The sequence below is a fragment of the Microbacterium sp. APC 3901 genome (genome assembly GCF_030407765.1).
Classification (GTDB): domain Bacteria; phylum Actinomycetota; class Actinomycetes; order Actinomycetales; family Microbacteriaceae; genus Microbacterium.
Map to the genome: position 1 here is coordinate 69,070 of NZ_JASDCU010000001.1, position 24,382 is coordinate 93,451.

The 24,382-nt window shown below is 66.9% G+C and carries 22 protein-coding genes; 20 read left to right on the forward strand and 2 right to left on the reverse strand.

Going from position 1 to position 24,382, the window contains the following annotated elements; translation table 11 throughout:
- The first annotated feature begins 9 nt into the window (after positions 1 to 9).
- The 4 genes from QMA07_RS00340 to QMA07_RS00355 all read left to right on the forward strand — a co-directional run bounded on the left by QMA07_RS00340 (position 10) and on the right by QMA07_RS00355 (position 4,645).
- Positions 10 to 1,071, forward strand: a complete 1,062-nt coding sequence (locus tag QMA07_RS00340; protein ID WP_290159093.1) for a polyprenyl synthetase family protein — start codon at positions 10 to 12, stop codon at positions 1,069 to 1,071.
- Between the two features lie 58 nt (positions 1,072 to 1,129).
- Entirely contained in the window at positions 1,130 to 2,503 is a 1,374-nt protein-coding gene (locus QMA07_RS00345; RefSeq protein ID WP_290159095.1) for an FAD-dependent oxidoreductase, read from the forward strand.
- A gap of 62 nt (positions 2,504 to 2,565) precedes the next feature.
- The gene (locus QMA07_RS00350; protein WP_290159097.1) at positions 2,566 to 3,609 is read left to right on the forward strand and encodes a hypothetical protein; all 1,044 of its coding nucleotides are present in this window, start codon (positions 2,566 to 2,568) and stop codon (positions 3,607 to 3,609) included.
- Between the two features lie 28 nt (positions 3,610 to 3,637).
- Positions 3,638 to 4,645, forward strand: a complete 1,008-nt coding sequence (locus QMA07_RS00355; RefSeq protein WP_290159099.1) for an alpha/beta hydrolase — start codon at positions 3,638 to 3,640, stop codon at positions 4,643 to 4,645.
- A gap of 42 nt (positions 4,646 to 4,687) precedes the next feature.
- On the opposite strand, the gene QMA07_RS00360 is transcribed toward QMA07_RS00355, so the two are convergent.
- Complete coding sequence (locus QMA07_RS00360; RefSeq protein ID WP_290159100.1) at positions 4,688 to 5,323, reverse strand: GntR family transcriptional regulator; 636 nt, start codon at positions 5,321 to 5,323, stop codon at positions 4,688 to 4,690.
- Positions 5,324 to 5,762: 439 nt separating this feature from the next.
- Positions 5,763 to 6,251, reverse strand: coding sequence for a YajQ family cyclic di-GMP-binding protein (locus tag QMA07_RS00365; RefSeq protein WP_290159101.1), 489 nt, complete (start codon positions 6,249 to 6,251; stop codon positions 5,763 to 5,765).
- Positions 6,252 to 6,439: 188 nt separating this feature from the next.
- Here QMA07_RS00365 and QMA07_RS00370 point away from each other — a divergent pair, with 188 nt between their 5' ends.
- The 16 genes from QMA07_RS00370 (at position 6,440) to QMA07_RS00445 (ending at position 24,287) form a co-directional block, all read left to right on the forward strand.
- Positions 6,440 to 7,648 carry an extracellular solute-binding protein gene (locus tag QMA07_RS00370; RefSeq protein ID WP_290159103.1) on the forward strand — a complete coding sequence of 403 codons (1,209 nt, stop codon included), beginning with the start codon at positions 6,440 to 6,442 and terminating at the stop codon, positions 7,646 to 7,648.
- 66 nt (positions 7,649 to 7,714) lie between these two features.
- Positions 7,715 to 9,319, forward strand: a complete 1,605-nt coding sequence (locus tag QMA07_RS00375; protein ID WP_290159104.1) for an ABC transporter permease subunit — start codon at positions 7,715 to 7,717, stop codon at positions 9,317 to 9,319.
- 1 nt (position 9,320) lies between these two features.
- Positions 9,321 to 10,244: a sugar ABC transporter permease gene (locus tag QMA07_RS00380; RefSeq protein WP_290159105.1), complete on the forward strand. Its 924-nt coding sequence runs from the start codon at positions 9,321 to 9,323 to the stop codon at positions 10,242 to 10,244.
- Between the two features lie 72 nt (positions 10,245 to 10,316).
- On the forward strand, positions 10,317 to 10,469 hold the full coding sequence (locus tag QMA07_RS00385; RefSeq protein ID WP_290159106.1) for a hypothetical protein: 153 nt from the start codon (positions 10,317 to 10,319) through the stop codon (positions 10,467 to 10,469).
- A gap of 127 nt (positions 10,470 to 10,596) precedes the next feature.
- Positions 10,597 to 11,637, forward strand: a complete 1,041-nt coding sequence (locus QMA07_RS00390; protein WP_290159107.1) for an ABC transporter — start codon at positions 10,597 to 10,599, stop codon at positions 11,635 to 11,637.
- A gap of 8 nt (positions 11,638 to 11,645) precedes the next feature.
- Complete coding sequence (locus tag QMA07_RS00395) at positions 11,646 to 12,137, forward strand: hypothetical protein (protein WP_290159108.1); 492 nt, start codon at positions 11,646 to 11,648, stop codon at positions 12,135 to 12,137.
- 59 nt (positions 12,138 to 12,196) lie between these two features.
- On the forward strand, positions 12,197 to 12,844 hold the full coding sequence (locus QMA07_RS00400; protein WP_290159110.1) for a spermidine/putrescine ABC transporter substrate-binding protein: 648 nt from the start codon (positions 12,197 to 12,199) through the stop codon (positions 12,842 to 12,844).
- 150 nt (positions 12,845 to 12,994) lie between these two features.
- On the forward strand, positions 12,995 to 13,471 hold the full coding sequence (locus QMA07_RS00405; protein WP_290159112.1) for a DUF2975 domain-containing protein: 477 nt from the start codon (positions 12,995 to 12,997) through the stop codon (positions 13,469 to 13,471).
- A complete protein-coding gene (locus tag QMA07_RS00410; RefSeq protein ID WP_290159113.1) occupies positions 13,471 to 13,692 on the forward strand; it encodes a helix-turn-helix transcriptional regulator in 222 nt (73 codons plus the stop codon). Before QMA07_RS00405 ends, QMA07_RS00410 begins: the two co-directional genes overlap by 1 nt.
- Positions 13,689 to 17,420 (forward strand): hypothetical protein, encoded by a 3,732-nt coding sequence (locus tag QMA07_RS00415; protein ID WP_290159114.1) that lies wholly within the window; start codon positions 13,689 to 13,691, stop codon positions 17,418 to 17,420. Before QMA07_RS00410 ends, QMA07_RS00415 begins: the two co-directional genes overlap by 4 nt.
- A 220-nt stretch (positions 17,421 to 17,640) precedes the next feature.
- The gene (gene rpsL, locus QMA07_RS00420) at positions 17,641 to 18,009 is read left to right on the forward strand and encodes a 30S ribosomal protein S12 (RefSeq protein ID WP_042538704.1); all 369 of its coding nucleotides are present in this window, start codon (positions 17,641 to 17,643) and stop codon (positions 18,007 to 18,009) included.
- Between the two features lie 5 nt (positions 18,010 to 18,014).
- Complete coding sequence (rpsG, locus tag QMA07_RS00425) at positions 18,015 to 18,485, forward strand: 30S ribosomal protein S7 (RefSeq protein WP_042538706.1); 471 nt, start codon at positions 18,015 to 18,017, stop codon at positions 18,483 to 18,485.
- Positions 18,486 to 18,569: 84 nt separating this feature from the next.
- Positions 18,570 to 20,687 carry an elongation factor G gene (gene fusA / locus QMA07_RS00430; RefSeq protein WP_140037915.1) on the forward strand — a complete coding sequence of 706 codons (2,118 nt, stop codon included), beginning with the start codon at positions 18,570 to 18,572 and terminating at the stop codon, positions 20,685 to 20,687.
- Between the two features lie 148 nt (positions 20,688 to 20,835).
- Complete coding sequence (tuf, locus tag QMA07_RS00435) at positions 20,836 to 22,026, forward strand: elongation factor Tu (RefSeq protein WP_042538710.1); 1,191 nt, start codon at positions 20,836 to 20,838, stop codon at positions 22,024 to 22,026.
- Positions 22,027 to 22,238: 212 nt separating this feature from the next.
- Positions 22,239 to 22,901: a VanZ family protein gene (locus QMA07_RS00440; RefSeq protein ID WP_290159115.1), complete on the forward strand. Its 663-nt coding sequence runs from the start codon at positions 22,239 to 22,241 to the stop codon at positions 22,899 to 22,901.
- Between the two features lie 102 nt (positions 22,902 to 23,003).
- Positions 23,004 to 24,287 (forward strand): ATP-grasp fold amidoligase family protein, encoded by a 1,284-nt coding sequence (locus QMA07_RS00445; protein WP_290159116.1) that lies wholly within the window; start codon positions 23,004 to 23,006, stop codon positions 24,285 to 24,287.
- Positions 24,288 to 24,382: the final 95 nt, after the last annotated feature.

Consider the following 24,382-nt stretch of genomic DNA (forward strand, 5'->3'; position numbering starts at 1 on the left):
GCTGAGATCGTGACTTCGAGCCGCGTAGCCCCGGGTTCGCGACTGGCGAGCCGTCTCGGTTTCAGCGACCGTGTCTTCATCGGCACGGCAGGGCGACGTGTCGCTCAGGCGATCGAAGACGGTCTCGAGCGTGTCGAGACCGGTCTCGCCGACGATGTGCGCGTCGCCGACCCGCTCGCCGACGCGGCCAGCCGCTACCTCTATGAGGCGGGGGGCAAGCGCATCCGCCCCGTGCTGACCCTTCTGGCGGCACAGCTGGGCGACGGCAACACCGACCAGGTGATCGACGTCGCGAAGGCCCTCGAGATCACCCACCTCGGCTCGCTGTATCACGACGACGTCATGGACGGGGCCGACCGCCGTCGCGGTGTGCCTGCGGCGCAGACCGTGTGGGGCAACAACATCGCCATCCTCACCGGCGACATCCTGTTCTCCCGTGCGAGCCAGCTGATGTCCCGACTGGGCGAGCGGGCGATCCGTCTGCAGGCCGACACGTTCGAGCGACTCGTCCTGGGGCAGATGCACGAGACCATCGGCGCTCAGCCCGGCGACGACCCCATCGAGTTCTACCTCCAGGTGCTGGCCGACAAGACCGGCTCTCTGATCGCCGCGGCGACGCAGGGCGGTGTGATCTTCTCGAACGCGCCCGCGCAGTATGAAGAGCCGCTGCGCGTCTATGGCGAGAAGATCGGCGTCGCGTTCCAGCTGCTCGACGATGTGATCGATCTCTCGGCGAAGCCCGAGGACACGGGCAAGGTGCCGGGCACAGATCTGCGCGCCGGGGTGCCGACGATGCCCTATCTGCTGCTGAAGGCCGAGACCGACGATGCGTCGATCGATCTCGCCGGACGCATCGACGAGGGTGTGTCCCGCATCGCCGAGGGGGCGGACCCCGCAATCCTCGACGGGCCGCTCACCGAGCTGCGCGATCACGTCGGCACTCAGAAGACCCTCGCGCTCGCGCACTCCTGGACCCAGGATGCGATCGATGCGCTCGCCCCGCTCCCGCGCGGCACCGTGCGTGAAGCGCTCACCCGCTTCGCAGAGACCCTCGTCGAACGCTCCAGTTGATGCGTCGTGGCCCCAGTGCCACGCGCTCCGGATGTGACGGCATACGAAAGGACCCCTTATGACCAAGCTCAGACTGGCCATCGTCGGAGCGGGCCCCGCCGGCATCTACGCCGCCGACATCCTGCTGAAGGCCGAGCGCAAGTTCGACGTCTCCATCGATCTCTTCGAGCAGCTTCCGGCGCCCTATGGCCTCGTCCGCTACGGCGTCGCCCCGGATCACCCCCGCATCAAGGGCATCATCAACGCGCTCCGCGATGTGCTCGACCGCGGCGACATCCGTCTGTTCGGCAACGTCCGCTTCGGTGAGGACATCACGCTCGACGATCTGAAGAACCACTACAACGCGGTGATCTTCGCCACCGGCGCGATCCGCGACACCACCCTCGACATCCCCGGCATCGACGCGGTCGCCTCCTACGGTGCCGCCGATTACGTGAGCTGGTTCGACGGACACCCCGACGTGCCGCGCGAGTGGCCGCTGGATGCCGCATCCGTCGGCGTGCTGGGCAACGGCAACGTCGCTCTCGACGTCGCCCGCATGCTGGCCAAGCACGCTGAGGACCTGCTGGTCACCGAGGTCCCCGAGAACGTCTATGAGGGGCTGAAGGCGAGCGCGGTCACCGACGTGCACGTGTTCGGTCGCCGTGGCCCCGCGCAGGTCAAGTTCACGCCGCTCGAGCTGCGCGAACTCGGCGAGCTGCGCGACGTCGACATGGTCGTGTACGACGAGGACTTCGACTACGACGACGCGTCGAAGGACGCGGTCGCCAGCAACAAGCAGGTCATGGTCATCGATCGCATCCTGCAGTCGTGGCGCAAGCGCGACTCGGTGAACAACGCCGGAGGCACGGCATCTCGTCGTCTGCACCTGCACTTCTGGGCGCGCCCGGTCGAGGTCCTCAAGGACGAGTCCGGCCGCGTCGCTGCCCTCGTCTATGAGCGCACGAAGCCCGACGGACAGGGCGGCGCCGTGGGCACGGGTGAGATTCGCGAGGTGCCGCTGCAGGCGCTCTACCGCGCGATCGGCTACTTCGGCTCGCCGCTTCCGGGTGTGCCGTTCGACAAGAAGCACGGTGTGATCCCCAACCGCGAGGGCCAGGTGCTCGCCAAGGACTCGAACCAGCAGATGACGGGCATCTACGCGACCGGTTGGATCAAGCGCGGACCGGTCGGACTCATCGGCCACACCAAGTCGGATGCCATGGAGACCGTGCGGCACATCATCAACGACCAGGGTTCGTGGTGGCACCCGGAGGACCCGTCGGAAGAGGCGATCCCCGCGCTGCTGCAGGAGCGTGGCGTCAAGTGGACGGACCTCGAGGGCTGGCATCGACTCGACGAGCACGAGGTCGCGCTCGGTGCGCCGCAGGAGCGTGCCCGTGTCAAGGTCGTGCCGCGTGACGACATGGTGCGCGTCTCTCGCGGAGAGTGACTGACGCCGGATCGTTGTCGGCACCTCTCATGTCGGGGAGTCGACATCCCTAGGCTGAGTGCATGCGACTGCGCTCTCTGATCGTCCTCGGCACCGCAGCTGTGCTGCTCGTCTCGGGGTGCACGGCCCAGCCGACACCGAAGCCCACCGGCTCGCCGTCGGCGTCCGCCTCGGCAACGCCGACAGCGACGCCGACCCCCGAGGCAGCCGTCGAGCCCGAGACCGCGTTCGACGTGAGCTGCGACGACGTCGCCGCAACGATGGCAGAGCTGCTGGGCGAGCCGTCGACGCCGGTCGAGCCGGTGCTCTCCGTGGTGTCGGCGATGAGCTGGCTTCCCGGGCCAGCGCAGCACATGTTCCAGCGGGCCGGGGGCATCGCCTGCTCCACCGGCGACACCGAGCGCAGCTGGGAGGTCACGATCGTTCCGGACGCGCAGGCTGTGATCTCGGGTGCGACAGAGCGTGAGGGCTTCTGGGGTGAAACGGCTGGCTGCGAGTACGGGCGCTGCGGGTTCGAGCTGCCCGACGGAGACGTTCTGCTGTCGGCAACCGTCGTCGATCCCGATCTCGGCACGGACGACGCCGCCCGGATCGAGGAAGGTCTGCGGAGGATCGCCTCGTCGGCGGCTGCGAGCGTGCGCGAGGTCGAGTACGTCGACAGCGACATCGTCGGTGCTCCGTGTGACCGCTTCGCCACGCCGGAGCAGGTGAACGCCGCATTCGGAGTGTCGGACGCGACTCTCTTCACGGACTTCGGCGGCTGGGGGATCCCTGCTGAGGTGTATCAGGTCGTCAACGGCTCACGCATCTGCTACTTCAAGTCGTCCGGAAGCGAGTACGAAGGGTCGAGTTACCTGATGCTCACGACGCTTCCCGCAGGAGCCTGGGCATTCGAGAAGCTCGAGGGCGACCCCGTCGAGGTCGAGGGAGCCGACGCCGCCAAGGCCAGCACGGGTGAGCGCGGCGAGAACATCCTCGACCTGCGCGTCGGCCTCGACTGGATCCGGATGGTGACGTACGACAACGGATCCGGTGCTGCCGACCCGGTTCCGCTGGCAGAGACGGTCGCGCGCAACCTCACGGTCGGACACACCGCTCCCGAGTAGCCTGCACACCGTCGGCTAGCCTGGCGGCATGGCTGAGTGGATACCGGACGTTCTCGGCGACGAATTCGAGCAGCTCACGCTCGAACTCGGCGAGGATGACGAGGGCCCGCTGTTCGCCACGCTCGTGAGGGCGCTGCCGAGGGAGCTGCCCTGGTGGCATCGCATGAGCGGTCGCCGTCTTCCGCTCGAGGACGTCGACGTGCTCTACGTGCACGGCTGGTCGGACTACTTCTTCCAGAAGCGACTCGCTCGCTTCTGGACCGCGCGAGGTGCGCGCTTCTTCGCACTCGACCTGCGCAAGTACGGACGCAGCCTGCGCGACGGGCAGACCCCTGGCTACATCACCGACCTCGTCGCGTATGACGACGACATCGCCGCGGCGCTGCACGCGATGGGCCGTGGCCCCGAGGCCACCCCATCCGCGCGCCGTCTGGTGCTTCTCGGCCACTCGACCGGTGGGCTCACCCTGAGCCTGTGGGCATCGCGGCACCCCGAGACGGCGGATGCGGTGATCCTGAACAGTCCATGGCTCGAGTTCCAGGTCGCATCGGCACGCCCGCTGATCGCGCCGATGGCCGAACTGCAGGCGCGGTGGGCTCCTCGGGAGGTGGCCCCGCAGGTCGATCTCGGGTTCTACACGCGCGCGCAGCAGGAGGTCGCCGATCCCGAGGATCCTGTCGAGGTGAACCTGCTGTGGCGGCCGGCACAGACCATGGCGGTGCACGCAGGATGGTTCCACGCGATCCTCACCGGACACGCCCAGGTCTCGGCGGGGCTGTCGATCGACGCAGCCGTGTGCGTGCTGCTGTCTGCCCGCTCGGCGACACCCACGCGATGGTCCGAAGACCTCACCAGCGCAGATTCGGTTCTGGTGGTGGACGACATCGCGCGGGCGTCGCTCAAGCTCGGCCCGTCCGTCACCGTCGAGCGCATCGACGGGGCCCTTCACGATGTCTTCCTCTCTCGCCACGAGGCGAGAGAGGAAGCGTATCGGCGCCTCGACCGGTGGGTCAGAGGCTGGACGGCCGCGCGCTGACATCGTCGAGCGCCGACAGCGGCGAGTGCTCAGCCGCAGCGCTCAGACGTAGTGCATCAGACGCGCCTGGCGCTCGGCCTCGTCGGCATCGCCGCGCAGCACCGCGTCGTGGAAGTTCCGATAGACCAGAAGCATGCGCTCCCGGTCGTTCTCGGGAACGCTCCAGCCGCGGAGGTTGCGGAACAGCGCCATGCTCGCGTCGTTGATCAGCACCTGATGCTGCAGGTTTCGACTTCGTGCGCTGAGAAACGAGAACACCGCCCATCGGGTGTTGGAGATGTGCACGTCGTCGTCGAGCGCCGTGTACATCTCTTCGACGAGTTCCGCCAGGCTCTCGCGTTCCTCCTGGCTCATGCGCGCGATGCCCATGCGCGCCGCGATGCCTGCCTGATACCCCGCGAACTCGAGCGTCTGCTCGACGGTCTCGGGAGTGACCGCGGTGACCTCGGTGTATCTGCTCGGGTACATCGTCACGAGCCCGAGACGCTCGAGGCGCTGTAACGCCTCTCGCACCGGCGTCCGTGACACATGCAGTTCTTCAGCGACATCGACATCGCGGATTCGATACCCCGGCTCCAGCACGCCGTCGACGATCTGCGCGCCGATGTGCTGAAAAACCTCCTCCGCCAAGAGCTGCTTGCTTTCTCTGACACTCGTCATCGAGGTGTTGTTGTTCATGGATTGCCCCCAGTTGCTTTCCAGATCCGGGCTCCCCATGATGTGCCCGGACGGCCACTACATCACGAAGTCGTTCGCGATGCCAATAATCCACAGACGAGTTTTCGGGCGAGCACATCGGCGCTCGCCCTCGGGGCGTCGTCGCAGAGTTCGGTACGGGTGATTTCTGTGGCCGACGGGTGTTGGGACACCCGCCGGCCACAGACGATGGCGCGCACGGAGCTGCACTGCGCCCAGTCCCCACAAGGCGGGAACCGCGATCCGCGAAGCGCGGAGCCGTGGTTCGGCAGCGCGTCATGCATCGCCGCATCGTCTGTCGCGTTCGGGACGCGACTGCATCCAGTCTCGGGCACTCCCGCCCATATATCGGAATGGGATCTGAGGGCACAGAAAGGGGGGACGGATGCCTCGGCATCCGTCCCCCCTTCGAACGGAGAGATCAGCGGTAGTTGATGAACTGCAGGTCGAGGTCGAGGTCCGAGCCCTTCAGCAGGGAGATCACGGACTGCAGGTCGTCACGGCTCTTGGACTGCACGCGCAGTTCGTCGCCGTGGATCTGGCTCTTCACGCCCTTGGGTCCCTCATCGCGGATGATCTTGTTGATCTTCTTCGCGTTCTCCGAGGAGATGCCGTCCTTGAGGGTCGAGACGATGCGGAACTCCTTGCCGCTCGCGAAGGGGTCACCCGATTCCAGGCTCTTGAGCGAGATGCCTCGCTTGATGAGCTTCGACTGGAAGACGTCGAGAACGGCCTTCGCGCGCTCCTCGGTGCCGGCGATGATCAGGATCTGCTCGCCGCTCCAGGCGATGGAGGAGCCGGTGCCCTTGAAGTCGTAGCGCTGCTCGATCTCCTTGCGCGCCTGGTTGAGGGCGTTCTCGGCCTCCTGGTGATCCACTTTCGAGACGATGTCAAAGGAACTGTCAGCCATAAGCAAAGTGTATCGGCACGGCCGTTTTCACGCTTGTTTGGAAGCGCTTCCATCACGCCTCACCCCGGATTCCGCGGTCACAGCTTGATATCGAAGGCTTCTTGCATTGCCATTCTCAGCGTTCTCGTTGCATACTGTAAGCGCTTGCAGTCCTGCAGGTCACCAGCACTTCAGAGAGGCACACACCAATGAAGGTGAACAAGAGGGGCATCGTCGCCGCCGGCGTCATCGCGATCGTTTCGACTCTTACGCTTGCCGGTTGCTCGACCGCGACCGATGGCGGCGACTCGGCCGAGGGCGAGAACAGCGGAACGCTGACCGTATGGGTCGACGCGGAGCGGGTCGCGGCGCTGCAGAGCGCCGCCGATTCCTACGAGGACAAGACCGGGGTCAAGGTCGAACTCGTGGGCAAGTCCGTCGACGACATGAAGGACGACTTCATCCAGCAGGTGCCGACCGGCAAGGGCCCCGACGTCGTCATGGGTGCGCACGACTGGCTCGGCGAGCTGTCGACCAACGGCGTCGTCGCCCCGCTCGAGCTCGGCGACTCGTCGGCCGACTACCTGCCCGTCGCACTCCAGGCCGCGACGTACGACGGCACCGTCTACATGCTTCCCTACGCGGTCGAGAACATCGCCGTGCTGCGCAACGCCGACATGGTCCCCGCCGCCCCGACGAGCTTCGACGACATGGTCTCGAAGGGCACCTTCGTGGTCGAGCAGGGCACCGAGGGCAACCCTTACCACCTGTACCCGTTCCAGACGGCATTCGGCGCCCCGGTCTTCGGCACCGATGACTCGGGCAGCTACGACGCCGCCGACCTCCAGCTCGGCAGCGAGGGCGGCACGGCATTCGCCGACTGGCTCGCCGCTCAGGGCGCAGCGGGCACGCTGAACACCGACATCGACGGTGAGATCGCCAAGCAGCAGTTCCTCGACGGCACCGCGGCCTTCTGGCTGACCGGCCCGTGGAACGTCGGTGCAGCGACCGATGCCGGCATCAACGTGGCGATCGACCCGATCCCCAGCCCCACGGGAGAGACCGCTTCGCCGTTCGCGGGCGTCAAGGGGTTCTTCGTGAGCTCCGAGTCGAAGAACAAGGTCGCCGCGAACGACTTCCTCGTGAACTACATCGGCACCGAAGAGGTGCAGCTCGCGCTGTTCGAGGCCGGCAACATCCTGCCCGCACTCACGGCCGCCGCTGACACCGCCGCGTCCGACGCGATCATCGCCGGCTTCCAGGCCGTCGGTGCGGATGCCGTCCCGATGCCCGCGATCCCCGCGATGGGTTCGGTCTGGGAGTTCTGGGGCGTGGCCGAGGCCGCGATCATCAACGGCTCCGACCCGGCGTCGACGTGGCAGAAGCTCGTCGACGACGTCACCGCAGCGATCAAGTAAGACACCCAGCACAATCCCTGCCGGGGCGGACCTCGTCCGCCCCGGCAGCTCGACGACGGGGACGAGATGACACTGACCGAAGAGCCCACGGCTCCACTGACCAAGCGCCAGCGCCAGGCCGCCGGGATCGCCGAGGCGGCATCCGGGCCGATCGGATGGATGCTGCTGAAGATCCTGCTGCTGGCGATCGTCGACGCCATCGCGCTGTACGCGGCATTCGTGCTGTTCAGCCAGCAGGAGTGGTTGGTGCTCGGCCTGGTCGTGGCCGTCACGGTCCTCGTCAACTACATCTACTTCTCGCGCAAGCGCATCCCCGCGAAGTACCTGACCCCGGGCATCATCTTCCTCATCATCTTCCAGGTGTTCACGCTGCTTTACACGGGCTACATCGGCTTCACGAACTACGGCACCGGGCACAACGGCACGAAGGACCAGGCGATCTCGTCGCTCCTCGCCTCGGCCCAGGAGCGGGTCGAGGACTCGGCGACGTATCCGGTCACGGTCGTCGAGCAGCTCGGAACCTACGGATTGCTCGTGACCGACCCCGAATCGGGTGACGCGCTGCTCGGCACCGCTGAGCAGCCGCTGCAAGAGGTCGACGCCGACTTCGAGGGTGGCCAGGCCGTCGCCGTCGAGGGATGGACGACGCTGCCGCTCGCGAAGGTCTTCACCCTGTCGGAAGAGCTCGAGAAGCTCTCGGTGCCGTTCAGCGACGACCCGAACGACGGCAGCCTGCGTGCCCCGGACGGTCAGAAGGGCTACCTGTACGTCTCGACGCTCGAGTACGACGCGGGTGCCGACACCATCACCGACACGACGACCGGTGCCGTCTACTCCGACACCGGGCAGGGGTCGTTCATCGCCGAGGACGGCGCAGAGCTGCTGCCCGGATGGCAGACCACCGTCGGGTTCGACAACTTCGTGCGCGCGGTGACCGACGAGAACATCCGTGGTCCGCTCATCTCGGTGACCATCTGGACGTTCGTGTTCGCGGTGCTCTCGGTCGCGACCACGTTCTTCCTCGGGCTGCTGCTCGCGCTGGTCTTCAACAACACGCGGATGCGGTTCCGCAACGGCTACCGGATCATCCTGATCCTCCCGTACGCGTTCCCCGCGTTCCTGTCGGCTCTCGTCTGGGCGGGCATGATGAACGAGAGCTTCGGGTTCATCAACCAGGTGATCTTCGGGGGAGCGGACATCCCGTGGCTCACCGACCCGAACCTCGCCAAGGTGTCGGTGCTGCTGGTCAATCTCTGGCTCGGCTTCCCCTACATGTTCCTCGTGTGCATGGGGGCTCTGCAGGGCATCCCCGAGGACGTCAACGAGGCGGCCGTCATGGACGGCGCGAACCCGTGGCAGGTGTTCCGCCGCATCAAGCTGCCGCTGCTGCTCGTGACGGTCGCGCCGCTGCTGATCTCGTCGTTCGCCTTCAACTTCAACAACTTCAACCTGATCTACATGCTGACCAAGGGCGGGCCGCGCTTCGAGGACGTCAGCATCCCGGTCGGACACACCGACATCCTGATATCGATGGTCTACAAGGTGGCGTTCACGGGCCAGTCCCGCGACTACGGTCTCGCCTCCGCGTTCACGATCCTGATCTTCATCGTGGTCGCGACGATCTCGATCATCAGCTTCCGCAAGACCAAGGCCCTCGAGGAGCTGAACTGACATGAGCATCACGGACACCGGCACTGCCCGCCCCGTCGCCGTCGCGCAGAACCTCGCGCCCCGTCGTCGTGGCTTCGGCGCGTGGTTCGCAGACACCGGATGGCGCCATGTGGTCGCCATCGTCGTGAGCGCCTTCGCGCTCTTCCCGCTGCTGTACGTCGTCTCGGCCTCGCTCAACCCGAACGGCACGCTGACCGGCTCGAACCAGCTGTTCTCGGCGTTCGGGTTCGACAGCTACGTGCGCATCCTCAGCGATCCGCAGAACCCCTATGGACTGTGGTTCCTGAACACGCTGATCATCGCAGTGGTCACCGGGGCGGTGACCGTCTTCATCGGAGCCCTCGCCGCATATGCCTTCTCACGCATGCGCTTCGCCGGCCGTCGCATCGGCCTCGTCACGATCGTGGTCGTGCAGATGTTCCCGCAGCTGCTCGCGGTGGTGGCGATCTTCCTGCTGATGTCGACGCTGGGGGACTGGTTCCCCGCCATCGGCCTGAACACCCACACGGGCCTGATCCTCGTCTACCTGGGCGGCGCGCTCGGAGTGAACACCTACCTGATGTACGGCTTCTTCAACACCCTGCCCATGGAGCTCGACGAGGCCGCCCGCATCGACGGAGCCGGTCACGCCCGCATCTTCTTCACGATGATCCTGCCTCTGGTCGCGCCGATCCTCGCGGTGGTGGCGCTGCTGTCGTTCATCGGCACGGTCAACGAGTACGTGATCGCGAGCGTCATGCTCGTCGACGTCGACCAGCAGACCCTGGTCGTCGGCCTGACGAAGCTCGTCGCGAACCCGCGCTACGCGGACTGGTCGGCGTTCTCGGCCGGAGCCGTGATGGCGGCCATCCCGGTGATGATCCTGTTCCTGTTCCTGCAGCGGTACATCGTCGGCGGGCTGACGGCCGGCGCGACCAAGGGCTGATCGAGGGTCATGGTCGCACCGATCCCGGCGTTGCGATGCCGGGCGCGGCATCAGCGGTCGTAGCGTGATGGCATGACACGTGTCGCGGGGCGGAACGTGGCGATCAGCTGGATCGCCGCAGTGCTGTGCATCGGGGTGGTGGGTGCGCTGATCTGGTTCTCGATGCCGATCGTGCCGGTCGTCGCGTCGTTCGTCGGCGACGTCCTCCGCGCCACTCTTCGATAGCGGCGCCGTCGCGTCGGGAGAGCGAGGCGCGTGATCACGGGCTGGGCGACACGTCGGCACGCCTCCGTCGGGGCGCGGTCGGGCGGCGGTAATCTCGCAGAGCACACATCCGATGAGAGGCGCACCCATGAGTGACCCCGAGGTTCCCCAGCCCGAGCGGCCGAAAGACGTCAACGACGTCGTCGACAGCGCGAACGCTGGACTCGACGACGCCGCCGCAGCGAGTGCAGGCGTGCATCGCGCGCCCGCGGACCGTACGAACGAGACGTCGGCCACGACACAGACCCAGCCCGCAGTCGACCCCGATGTCGCCGCGTTCGAGGCTGCAGAGAAAGACCACCCCGGCACCTTCGCGACGCCGGAGCTCAACGACCCGAAGTACCTCGACGACGCAGACGACACGACGAAGTCGTGGAACACGGATGCCGACACGACCAAGTACTCGCACACGGATGCTGACGCGACCGCCGCGCACACGACGCCGGCCGCGCACGAGCAGTCCGCGCTGGCCGGAGCCGCGTACTCGTCGACCGATCACGCCGAGACCCGGATCGTCCCTTCGGAGCCGGCGCCTGCCGAGCCCGCCGTCGTTCCGATCCAGCAGCAGCCGATCTTCGTGCAGGCTCCCGAGCCGCCCCGCGAACGCGGCAACCGCGGGACCGCGGGCGCGATCGGTCTGCTCGCCACCATCGCCTTCGCGATCCTCTACCTGGGTGCGACGCTCGGCCTCCGAGCCGTCGCGGGCGACATCACGGGCGAGAACATCGGCGAAGCCGCCCTCGCTCCTCTGATGACCTGGGCATACTGGGTTCCGGTCGTCGGGTTCTTCCTCGGCTTCTGGCTGCTCGGTGCCTTCATCAACAGGGGACGCTGGGGACTCTGGGTGGTCTTCGGGATCATCGTCGGTCTCGTCGCCTACGGCGGGCACATCCTCGGTGCGCTCTTCGAAGCGCCGTTCTGGCTGCTGACCGCTCGCGAGGGCAGCGAACTCATCGGCGCGCAGCTCTTCCACCCGCTCGCCATCGCGGCATTCGTCTTCGCCCGTGAGCTCACGATCTGGTTCGGCGCCTGGGTCGCCCGCAGCGGTGCGCGCAAGACCGAGCTCAACGCCGAGGCGCAGCGCGAGTACGAGCGCACGCTCGAAGCCGGCCCCACGCTGGCGAGGTAGTCACGAACATGTCGTCGCCGAACCCCCGCGGACCCGAGTCCGCGGGGGTTTCGGTCATTCTGGCGCTGGTGCTCGCCACGATCGGCTTCTTCGCCCTCGCGGTGTTCGGCCTCGGTGCGGTGAGCATCGTGACCGACAGCGACATCATCGCCGTCCGAGGTCTCGGGCCGCTGCCCGGTGCGATCGGGATGCTGGCCGCCGTGGTGACATTCGCGCTGTCGCTCCGGTCGTCGCTGCGGCGGGCGCAGCCGTCGTTCGTGTCTGCGCCGGCGGTCGCGTTGGCCACGGCACTCGCGCACCTGGTCGTCGTGTGGATCGCGGTCGCCGCCGTGCGAGGCGACATGATCGTCGCGACAGTCGTGGCGGGCGATCTCGTGCGCGGGGGAGCGAGCGCGGTGCTCCTCGCCGCCGCGGTGATCGCGGCCTGGGGCGGCATCGCACTCCGGCGCACGCGTGCGCAGCATCCGCAGTGGCCGTGGGAACGCGACGAAGACGAGTGACGCCCCGCCGTGACGCGGAAATCTCCGCGTGAGCGGCGCCCGAGCCGTACGCTCTAGGTGTGGAGCGCTCGTTGGAGACGCAGGTCGACCAGGCCGTCGACGCCTGGTTGCGCTGGGTGCCGCGCTGGGAGCCGGCGACCCATCGTGGTCGGGTCGCGCCCTGTCGACGCTGCCTGGGGTCGCCGATCCTGTCTGCGGCGGGTATCGGCTCGAACACACCACACGGTGTGCAGCACGGACTCTCGACGCGGATCAAGACGATCGTCGATCACGCCGTGGCCGAGTACACCGCCAGGAACCTGCCGATGCTGCAGCGTGAACTCGATCAACAGGCCGCGCGGAATCGGGCCCGCAGCTATCGCCCGGCCGACGGTCTGGATCCCGAGTTCGACGGGCTGCCGCTCGACCCCGAGCCGGTTCCGGGCGCGCCGTTCCTCTTCACGATCGCCGGCATGGCCGACGAGGCCGTCGCCGACCTGCCGCCCCTGCCCCCGCTGAGCGATGAGGCCAAGGTCGCCCTGCGGCAGGAGGTCGCGCTCGCCGACGAGTACGCCAACATGGTCGGCCGCGAGATCTGCGGCATCCTGCTGCGCCATCGCATCTACATCCAGGCCGCGATCTCGCAGCATGTCGAGCCGCAGATCGAGGCGCTGCTGGCCGAGCTCACCGACTCGCTCGACTCCCCTTTCGACGCAGATCAGTCGTAGCGGTTCGTGGGCCGACCGGCTCCGGTCTCGCACGCGCACCCGGCACTCTGCCTGCGGATCCGCTGAGAGCTGCGAGCGTCGCTGGCGATGAGCCATCTCCGCTGGGTATCGTTTTTCGATAGATACCCATTGGCGATCGATAGGGCAACCATGCATCCTCGTGTCACTCGCGTTCTCAAGGCGCTGATCATCGTTCTGCTCGCACTCCTGCTGGCGAGCCAGACCCTGGTCATCCCCGAGGTGGCCCGCATCACGGCCGTCCGCAATCCCGACGTCGCCTGGCTCGAGGTTCCGGGCATCATCGGCGCCGTGCTCTTCCTCGCGCTGATCCAGGTGACGCTCGTGTGCATCTGGTTCCTGCTCTCGCTCGTGCAGGACGATCGGATCTTCCGTGTCGAGGCGTTCCGATACGTCGACATCATCCTCGGCGCTCTCATCGCGGCCGGGGTGGTCATCCTCGCGTCGTACCTGGTGATCGTCGCCAGTCGTTCCGTGTCTCTGTCTCTCTCGCTGCTCGCGGTGCTGGGCATCGTGGTCAGCGCCGCGCTCGCGCTGCTCGTGGTCGTGCTGCGAGGTCTGCTGCGCAAGGCTCTCGAACTCGAGCAGGACATGTCGGAGGTCGTCTGATGCCGATCGTCATCGACCTCGACGTGCAGCTCGCGATCAAGAAGATGAGCGTGCAGGACTTCGCCGACGCGATCGGCATCACCCCGGCCAACGTGGCCGTGCTCAAGAACGGTCGAGCCAAGGCGGTGCGTTTCACGACGCTCGAGGCGATCTGCCGCGTGCTCGAATGCCAACCCGGAGACATCCTGCGCTGGGTCCCCGACTCCGAGGAGCAGCGATGACCGTCGCATCGACCCCGAGCGCTGAGGCCTCGTCGATCACCTGGGGTGAAGCGGTCGCGCGGTATCTGCTCGACGGCGGGACCTGCCCGGTGTGTCAGTGGCCACTGGACGGCGGATGCTGCGCGCGATGCGGTTCCGACCTTCGCGGCCCTGTGGGCATCGAGATCTGGAAGGCGTCGCTCGCGGCCGCCGTCGCCATCCGCGCGCGCGACGAGACTCTCCGTCGCGTCCCGACCGTTCACGCGGCTGTCGCCACCCGTGTGTCCATCCCCCTGTCCGACGCACCGTCTCCGGCGGAGGCGGCGGGGGCGCCGCCGTCGTCGCCACAACCGCCGGGCGGGGGAGCGCGGAGTGCCGAGGCACCGGCGCAGAGCAGTGCGACGCTGCAGTCGGTGCTGGCCACCGCCGGGGCAGGGCTCTTCGCCGTCGCAGCCATCGTCTTCACCTATTTCAACCCCGACCTCGCTGACCGCGCTGTGCGCAGCGTGATCGTCGGGCTCATCACTCTGCTGTTCCTCGGTGGAGCCTGGCTGTTGTCCCGCCGAGGCCTGCGCTTCTCCGCCGAAGCGGTCGGTGGCCTCGGGCTCGTGTTCGCGGGGCTCGACGTGCACGCGGTCGCGCAGCTCGCGGCTCCGCAGATCGATCCGTGGGGCACCGCGGCGGTCGCGACTGCCGTCGCCTCTCTCGCGGTGCTCGGCGCCGGCAGGCGCTTCGACATCCGGGTCTGGCAGTGGGTCGCCGTGGTGGCGCTGTCGGTCGCCCCGGCGATGCTCGGTGCTGCGGGCGGCACGGCGCTCTCCGGTGCCGTCGGTGCGATCGGTGTCGCGTTCGCGGGCGCGATCGTCGAGTGGCTCAGGCTGCCCGTGGTCGAGCGCACCACTCTCGTCGCGGTGCAGCTGGTCGCCGTCGTGAGCGCCCTCCTGCTGCTGGTGAGGATCGACGGCGACATGAGCATGACGCTGTCGACGGCGAGCGGACTGCTGCTGCTCATCGCCGCGCACGCCGTGATCGCCGCACGGCGGATGCTCAGGCCCCTGTGGTCGTACGTCGTCGGCGCGACAGGGTCCGCGGCGTTGATGCTCGCCGTCTACGGCATCTCCGGCATCCGGGACCTGGACACGTCGTGGCACTTCGCGATCGCTCCGGCCGTGGCATCCGTCGCGCTGGTCCTGGTGGGGGTGCTGGTGCCGCTGCCGTCCCGGGTGCCGCGTGGATACACGGTCGCCGGCGCGTTGACCGTGCTCGCCGTGCCGTCAGCCGTGCTGCTGATGCTCGCGGGGATCACCGGCGGGACCACCGTGATCGCCTTCCTCCGACAGATTCCCCCGCTGACCGAGGGAGGCATCGCGGGCTGGGGAGGCCCGATCGGCCTCGCCGCGGTCGGCGGGGGTCTGGCCGTCTACGCCGTGCTCGCCCGTGAACGCGAAGGTGCGCGGTTCTTCGCCGTGCCCGCGTCTCGACTCGCGATCGCGTTCGCCGCCGTCGCGATGCTCGTTCTCGGGTGCAGCGGGCTGTTCGTGCTGCCGGCATCCGTCGCCGTGCTGATCGGCATGGTCCTGGCGATCTCGGCCATGCTGTGGTGGATGCCTCGCCGGATGCCGCGCCGGATGGCGGGCAAGAGCGTCGGCCCGATCCTGCTCGTCGCCGCCCATCTGGCTCTCGCCTCGGCCGTGATGGTGGCCTGGCGCGAGCCGTCGATCGTCCCGACAGCGGGGGCGGCGACGCTTCTCGCTGTCGCCGCCCTCGCCGCGGTGCGTCCTGCGCGCTGGCGATTCCTCTACGTCGGTGCCGGCTTCGCCTACGGCCTGGTCCTGGTCGCGACGGCTCTCGCAGAGAGCGGGGTCGACGGCATCGCACAGCTGTGCCTCACCGCATCCGCTGGCCTGGTGGTCGCGATCGCAGCCACGTATCTGACCGCGATCGGCGCCCGCTCCTGGCAGGCGATCCTGGTCGTCTCGGCTGTGCCGTTCGGCATCGGGGTGCTTCAGGTGGTCATCGAGCGCAGCGGCTGGACGGCGCTGTCGACGGGGCTGATGTCCGTGCTGGCGATCACGTTGCTCCTCACCCGTCGGCCGGGGCTCACGCCGCTGGTCCGCACGGTGGCGGCCGGGATGCTGGTGCCCACGCTGTCTGTGGTCATCGTGTGCCTCGGTGCGCAGTTCCTGGCCTCGAGCGGATCCCCGATCGTCCTGCCGATCGTGGCAGTCGTGGTCGCACTCGCCCTCGCCTCCTCGTCGCTCGTGACGGACGTGCTCGCCGCCAGCGGGCATTCCGCCCGCACGATGAACGCCGCTCGCGTCGCGATCGAGGCCTCGGCGCTGCTCACCGGGGCGATCGCGACGGCGCTCGCACTCGCGCGCGACGCCGCCGGGCTCGGCACGGCACTGCTCGTGCTGTTGATCATCGGCGTCGGAGCGGTGTCCGCCGCTCTCTTCGCCGCTCGCCGTCACTCGTGGGTGGTGGCCAGTGCCGCCTTCACGGGTGCGCTGTGGTGCACCTGGGGCATCGCGGGCGTCGAGGTGCTCGAGGCGTACCTGTTGCCGCCGACTCTCGGCGCCGCACTCGTCGGGCTGCTCCTCACGCTCCGCGGACACCGCTCGACGGCGCTGTTCTCCGCCGGGCTCCTCCTTGCCGTCGCCCCGCTGCTGGCGACCGTCGCCGTTGCAGGGCTCGACGACGGTCAGCCCGCTCTCGCGTGGCGGGTCGGGGGTCTCCTCGCCGCGGCATGGGCTCTGCTGATATCCGAGATCCTGCTGGTCCGGGTGCGAGCGGGATCCCGCCTGAATCGCGTGCGTGCACTGCGCATACCCATCCTCGTGGCAGCGGCACTCGCGGCGACCGTCGGGCCGCTCCAGGGCATCCGCATCGGACTGGGCGGGGACCTGCCCTCGGTGCACGGTCTCGCACTCTTCCTCTGCTGTTTCGGCGTCAGCGCCGTGGGCGCCGCGGCGCTGATGCTCGCCGGCCGCGGGATCAGACGCGCAGCCGCCGATCGCTCGGTGCTGCGCACCACGAGGTGGCTCGGAGCGCCCGCCGCGCTCGCCCTCGCGGTCGGCACCTGGTCCGCGATCGAGCGCGACTGGTTCTCGGTCTGGCCGATGTGGATGCTGATGCTCGGCTACCTCGTGGCGACCGTCGTCACCGCACACCGGGTGACACGGCGAGAGACGACGGCGCCGCCGGTGTGGTTCCTGTTCGCGATCGCCTTCGTGACCGCTGTCGTGGCGTGGAGCCCGCGGGATCTGCGTGTCGAGTGGTTCTCGCTGCCGCTGGGGGCGTTCCTCCTGCTCGCCGGCGCGATCGCCCTGCGTCGACAGCCGTCGGAGCGGGCTGTCGCGCGACCCACGATCGACAGCTGGCCGGGTCGCTGGACGGGGTCGTGGGCGCTGCTCGCGCCGGGCATCGTCACGATGATGATCGCGTCGATCGTCTCGACCTTCACCGACCCGCTCACCTGGCGGGCGATTCTCGTGATGGTGCTCGCGCTGATCGCGATCCTCGTGGGTTCCCGCGAGCGACTCGCCGCCCCGTTCCTGCTCGGCCTCGTCGTGCTGCCGATCGAGAACGTGTTCGTGTTCTCGGTGCAGATCGGTCGGGGTGTGGAGTCGATGCCGTGGTGGATCACGCTCGCGGTGATGGGCGCGGTACTGCTGATCATCGCGGTCACCGCCGAACGTCGGACGGGGGAGGGGAGCGGCGTGGCAGCGCGCGTCCGCGACCTGCGCTGATCGGGGGTGAACACCGGCCCTCATTTGACCACCACGTTACGCGGCATTACACTTGATCAGGTGTGTGCACGTCTCGACGTGCGCGCTGGGCGTCGGCACCATGCCGGTCCGCCCCCACGGCATACCCACCACCACAAAGGCTCGTCGATTCCGGCGTGCCGGTGGGTCACTGATGTGAAACCCATCACGCTGTCACCGTGCAGCATTATGAGGAGAGAACGTGCCAACCATTCAGCAGTTGGTTCGCAAGGGTCGCTCGCCCAAGGTCACCAAGACCAAGGCGCCTGCACTCAAGTCGAACCCGCAGCAGGCCGGGGTCTGCACCCGCGTCTACACCACCACCCCGAAGAAGCCGAACTCGGCGATGCGCAAGGTCGCTCGTGTGAAGCTCCGCAACGGCACCGAGGTGACCGCCTACATCCCGGGTGAGGGTCACAACCTCCAGGAGCACTCCCTGGTGCTCGTCCGTGGTGGTCGTGTCAAGGACCTCCCCGGTGTTCGCTACAAGATCGTCCGTGGCGCCCTGGACACCCAGGCCGTCAAGAACCGTAAGCAGGCTCGCAGCCTCTACGGCGCAAAGAAGGGCTGAGTCCAATGCCTCGTAAGGGTCCCGCCCCCAAGCGTCCCGTCGTCAACGACCCGGTATACGGCGCTCCGATCGTCAGCCAGCTGGTCAACAAGATCCTGGTCGACGGCAAGAAGTCGCTCGCCGAGTCGATCGTCTACAACGCCCTCAAGGGCGTCGAGGCGAAGAACGGTCAGGATGCCGTCGCCACTCTGAAGAAGGCGCTCGACAACGTGCGCCCGACTCTCGAGGTCAAGAGCCGCCGCGTCGGTGGCTCGACCTACCAGGTTCCGGTCGAGGTCAAGCCGCACCGCGCGAACACCCTCGCGCTGCGCTGGCTCGTCAGCTACGCCAAGGGTCGTCGTGAGAAGACGATGACCGAGCGTCTCCAGAACGAGATCCTCGACGCGTCGAACGGTCTCGGTGCAGCGGTCAAGCGCCGCGAGGACACGCACAAGATGGCCGAGTCGAACCGCGCGTTCGCTCACTACCGCTGGTAAACAGCTTCGCCTGCCCCCGGCCACACGCCGGGGGCAGGCACCCACTCTTCGCAGTACGACTGCCAAAAAGATAAGGACACTCCTGTGGCACAAGACGTGCTCACCGACCTGAGCAAGGTTCGGAACATCGGCATCATGGCTCACATCGATGCCGGCAAGACCACCACCACCGAGCGCATCCTGTTCTACACGGGCGTCAACCACAAGCTCGGCGAGACCCACGACGGTGCCTCGACCACCGACTGGATGGAGCAGGAGAAGGAGCGCGGCATCACGATCACGTCTGCCGCCGTGACCTGCTACTGGAACAAGAACCAGATCAACATCATCGACACCCCCGGTCACGTGGACTTCACGGTCGAGGTGGAGCGCTCGCTCCGCGTCCTCGACGGTGCTGTCGCAGTGTTCGACGGCAAGGAGGGCGTCGAGCCCCAGTCCGAGACCGTGTGGCGTCAGGCCGACAAGTACAACGTCCCCCGCATCTGCTTCGTCAACAAGATGGACAAGCTCGGCGCGGACTTCTACTTCACCGTCGACACCATCATCAACCGCCTCGGCGCCAAGCCGCTGGTCATCCAGCTGCCCATCGGTGCAGAGAACGACTTCGTCGGCGTCATCGACCTCGTCGAGATGCGCGCACTCGTCTGGGCCGGTGACTCCAAGGGTGACGTCACCATGGGCGCCTCCTACGAGGTCCAGGAGATCCCGGCCGACCTCAAGGAGAAGGCAGACGAGTACCGTCAGCAGCTCCTCGAGACCGTCGCCGAGACCGACGACGCTCTGCTCGAGAAGTTCTTCGGTGGCGAAGAACTGACCGTCGCCGAGATCAAGGGCGCGATCCGCAAGCTCACCGTGGCTTCCGAGATCTACCCGGTCCTCTGCGGTTCGGCGTTCAAGAACCGCGGCGTGCAGCCGATGCTGGATGCCGTCGTCGACTACCTCCCGAACCCGCTCGACGTGGGCTCGATCGAGGCGCACGACCCCAAGGACTACGACACGATCATCGAGCGTCACCCCGACGCGAAGGACCCGTTCGCGGCTCTCGCGTTCAAGGTCGCGGTGCACCCGTTCTTCGGTCGTCTGACCTACGTGCGCGTCTACTCGGGCCAGCTCGACTCCGGCGCCGCGGTCGTCAACTCGACCAAGGGCAAGAAGGAGCGCATCGGGAAGATCTTCCAGATGCACGCCAACAAGGAGATCCCGGTTCCCTCGGTCACGGCGGGCAACATCTACGCCGTCATCGGTCTGAAGGACACCACCACCGGTGACACCCTCACCGACCCGACGTCTCCGGTCGTCCTCGAGTCGATGACGTTCCCCGAGCCCGTCATCGAGGTCGCGATCGAGCCGAAGACCAAGGCCGACCAGGAGAAGCTGGGTGTCGCCATCCAGAAGCTCGCTGAGGAGGACCCGACCTTCCGCACGGAGCTCAACCCCGAGACCGGTCAGACGACCATCAAGGGCATGGGCGAGCTGCACCTCGACATCCTCGTCGACCGCATGAAGCGCGAGTTCAACGTCGAGGCGAACGTCGGCAAGCCGCAGGTGGCGTACCGCGAGACGATCCGCAAGGCCGTCGAGAAGTACGACTACACGCACAAGAAGCAGACCGGTGGTTCGGGTCAGTTCGCGAAGATCCAGTTCAACATCGAGCCGCTCGACCTCGACGACGAGAAGACGTACGAATTCGTCAACTCGGTCACCGGTGGTCGCATTCCGCGTGAGTACATCGGCTCGATCGATGCCGGCTTCCAGGACGCGATGAACGTCGGCGTGCTCGCCGGCTACCCGATCGTCGGCGTCAAGGCGACGATCGTCGATGGTGCTGCTCACGACGTCGACTCTTCGGAGATGGCGTTCAAGATCGCAGGATCCATGGGTATGAAGGAAGCCCTGCGTCGGGCCAACCCGGCGCTCCTCGAGCCGCTCATGGCGGTCGAGGTGCGTACTCCTGAGGAGTACATGGGCGACGTCATCGGCGACCTGAACTCGCGTCGCGGCCAGATCCAGTCGATGGAGGACGCCGCCGGCGTCAAGGTCGTCCGTGCACACGTCCCGCTGTCCGAGATGTTCGGCTACATCGGCGACCTGCGCTCGAAGACCTCGGGCCGCGCCGTCTACTCGATGGAGTTCAACAGCTACGCTGAGGTTCCCCGCGCTGTGGCCGACGAGATCGTCCAGAAGCACCAGGGCGGCGAGTAACACTTTCCTGGGAGCCGGGTTACGGCTCGGCTCCCAGGTCACCTACAACTTCACATTCCCTCTCTACTAAACTGAGATTCACACCCGTAGAGAACCGGTCGCAAACCAGTGCCCGGCACCCTCTACATGACGTCCTGAGGAGGACCCAGTGGCTAAGGCCAAGTTCGAGCGGACCAAGCCGCACGTCAACATCGGAACCATCGGTCACGTTGACCACGGCAAGACCACGCTCTCCGCAGCGATCTCGAAGGTGCTTGCTGACAAGTTCCCGTCTGACACCAACGTGCAGCGCGACTTCGCTTCCATCGACTCGGCGCCGGAAGAGCGCCAGCGTGGAATCACCATCAACATCTCGCACATCGAGTACGAGACCCCGAAGCGCCACTACGCGCACGTTGACGCCCCCGGCCACGCCGACTACGTCAAGAACATGATCACCGGTGCTGCTCAGATGGACGGCGCGATCCTCGTGGTCGCCGCCACCGACGGCCCGATGGCTCAGACGCGTGAGCACGTGCTGCTCGCCAAGCAGGTCGGCGTGCCGTACCTGCTCGTCGCACTGAACAAGTCCGACATGGTCGACGACGAGGAGATCCTGGAGCTCGTCGAGCTCGAGGTCTCCGAGCTGCTCGCCTCGCAGGGCTTCGCAGAGGACGCTCCTGTCGTCCGCGTCTCCGCTCTCAAGGCCCTCGAGGGCGACGAGAAGTGGGTCCAGTCGATCCTCGACCTCATGGAGGCCGTGGACGAGAACGTTCCCGACCCCGTGCGCGACAAGGACAAGCCGTTCCTGATGCCCGTCGAGGACGTCTTCACGATCACCGGTCGTGGAACCGTCGTCACCGGCCGCGCCGAGCGTGGCACGCTGGCCATCAACTCCGAGGTCGAGATCGTCGGACTCCGTCCGACCGTCAAGACCACGGTCACGGGTATCGAGATGTTCCACAAGCAGCTCGACGAGGCATGGGCCGGCGAGAACTGTGGTCTCCTGCTCCGTGGCACGAAGCGTGAGGACGTCGAGCGCGGTCAGGTCATCGTCAAGCCGGGTTCGGTCACGCCGCACACCGACTTCGCCGGTACCGCGTACATCCTGTCGAAGGATGAGGGTGGGCGTCACAACCCGTTCTACACGAACTACCGCCCGCAGTTCTACTTCCGCACCACCGACGTCACCGGCGTCATCACGCTGCCTGAGGGCACCGAGATGGTCATGCCCGGCGACACCACTGACGTGACGGTCGAGCTGATCCAGCCGATCGCCATGGAAGAGGGCCTCGGCTTCGCCATCCGTGAGGGTGGACGCACCGTCGGCGCCGGTACGGTCACGAAGATCATCAAGTAAGCATCTGCTTTCTCGCACAGGGGTCGGACCTTCGGGTCCGGCCCCTGTGTCGTACCCGGCGCGGTCAGGTCGTACCCGGCGCGGTCAGGTCGCGCATGCGGGCGCCTCTCGGCGGCTTCGCGGCGGGATGAGATCCGAGATCGATAGCATGGCCGAGCCTGCCCGCGGGTATCGCCGTCGCCCGGCCTCGGGCATGAGAGAGGAACGCGATCATGACACAGATCCAGGTAGGGCCCCCGCCGCCGCGAAGCCATGCACGGCTGTGGATCTCGACGCTGCTGCTGATCGTGTACTCCGCGTTCGTGCTCCTGGTGACGATGTGGCCGCAGCCTGAGCAGCTCGAGTTCGACAGCGTCGCAGCGCGAGTGCTCCGTGCACTGCACAACCTCGGCGTGCCCGAGAGGTTCGACTACAACGAACTGGAGTTCGTGGCCAACATCGGCATGTTCGTGCCGCTCGGCTTCCTGCTGGGGCTGGCGCTCGCACGTAAGGCGTGGTGGGTCGCGATCTTCCTCCTTCCCGCCTTCTCCGGGGCGATCGAGTTCACGCAGGGCATCGCCCTCGATGAGCGCGTGTCGACCGTGTTCGACGTGCTCGCGAACACGATCGGCGGGTACGGGGGTCTGCTGCTCGCGATGATCCTGAGGGCGATGATCCATGCCAGGGACCGCACCATGATCGAGCGCGAGCTGTGGGAGCGTCGTGCAGCCGCCGCCGAACTGCAGCGGCAGAACGCCGCTCGTGCTGTGGCTCGCGCGACGCAGACGTCGCAGCCGGTGCCGGCGTGGGCCGAGGAGCCCGATCCGGTGACTCGTGTGCTGGACGCGGACTTCTGGGAGACGGGTGACGCGCCTACGGTGCGGATTCCTGTGTAGATCGGGGTGGTGCTCTGCGCGTCAGATAGTCTGAGCGAACCGGTCGCTTCTCCAATAACGTAGGGCTTCAGAATGACTGTACGAGTACATCTGGACGGAGTCGTGGGCGACTTCCTCAAAGGCTGGGCCGTCGATGACGACGCTCCGAGCGTCCCGGTGGTCGTCGAGGTATTCGCGGAGTCCCGGCGGCTAGGCTCAGTCGTAGCGGACAGAGAGAGAAGAGATCTGGCGACCGAGGAGGGGCGCAGCCCGTCGATCGGGTTTCGATTCGTGCTGCCTGCCTCGCTGCTCACCGGTGATGAGGAGCAGTTCACCGTGCGAGCCGTGGTGGCGAACGATGGACAGGCGACGGCCACTCGCACTCTGGCGACGACCCGGTTGGCGTTCGCGACACCGGCGGGCAAGCCGTGGGTTCTGGCATCGGATGACATTCCCAGCGTGGAGGGTGATGTCGACGACGAACTCCGGAGCATTCTCGCGTGTGCGAGTGCCGGCGAGATCGACGAAGCGATCGGAATGGCGCGCGCGAAGTTTCGGTTGAACCGTGACCTGTTCGGCGTGGATACCGGACTGGTCGAAGCCGTGTCGCGCCACACCGGCGTGAAGACATTCGAGCAGCTGATGACCGACCGGCGCCATGAGTGGTTCGAAAGCGGCAACCATTCCTTCTGGCAGAGTCGGCTGGAGAAGAAGGACGCGATGCACGCGTTCGCACGGGAGAACCTCGTCGAGATTCCACGACAGATCGCACATTTCTCGGACCCGGAGGAGCTGCTGCAGCTCGACCTTCCGCAGCGCTACGTGGCCAAGCCGGACGGTCTGGCGTCGGCGAAGGGAGTCTTCGCCGTATCCCGCGGTGTCAACGTGTTCACCGGCAAGCCCATCTCACCGGATCGCATCGTGGCGAACTGGCAGAAGCTCGCGAGCGAGACGGACCGGGTCGATATGTACATCGTCGAGGAGTTCGTCGCGGACCGCTTCGCTCCGGAAGCGAACGTCATACCCCTTGACTACAAGTTCTACGTGTTCCGCGGCATCGCCGGGTTCCTCGAAGTGTTCGACCGCAACTACCCCGGACCGTCCAGACGGCCCTACTCGGTCACGTGGCGCCCTCTGCCGCACCCGCTGGAGTTGGGCCGGACTCTGGGCAACGCGATGCGCGAGCCCGACAACCTGAGCGAAATGATCAGCGTCGCGGAGCGGCTGGGCAGTGAGGTGGGAGCGTTCTGTCGCGTCGATCTCTTCAACACTCCGAGAGGCCCGGTCCTCGGCGAGATCACCATCTTGCCGGCGAACGGAAAGAACCGAACCGCCTATGCGAATGTGATCACCCAACAGGCGTACATCGTGTTCGAGGACCAGGAGCTCTGGTCCACCGACGCGTGATGCGCTGAGCGGGCGCATCCCCCGCCGGGCGGACACGAAACACGACCGACACTCAACGTGGTTAGGATTGATCCGACCGTCCAACGGCCTCGATC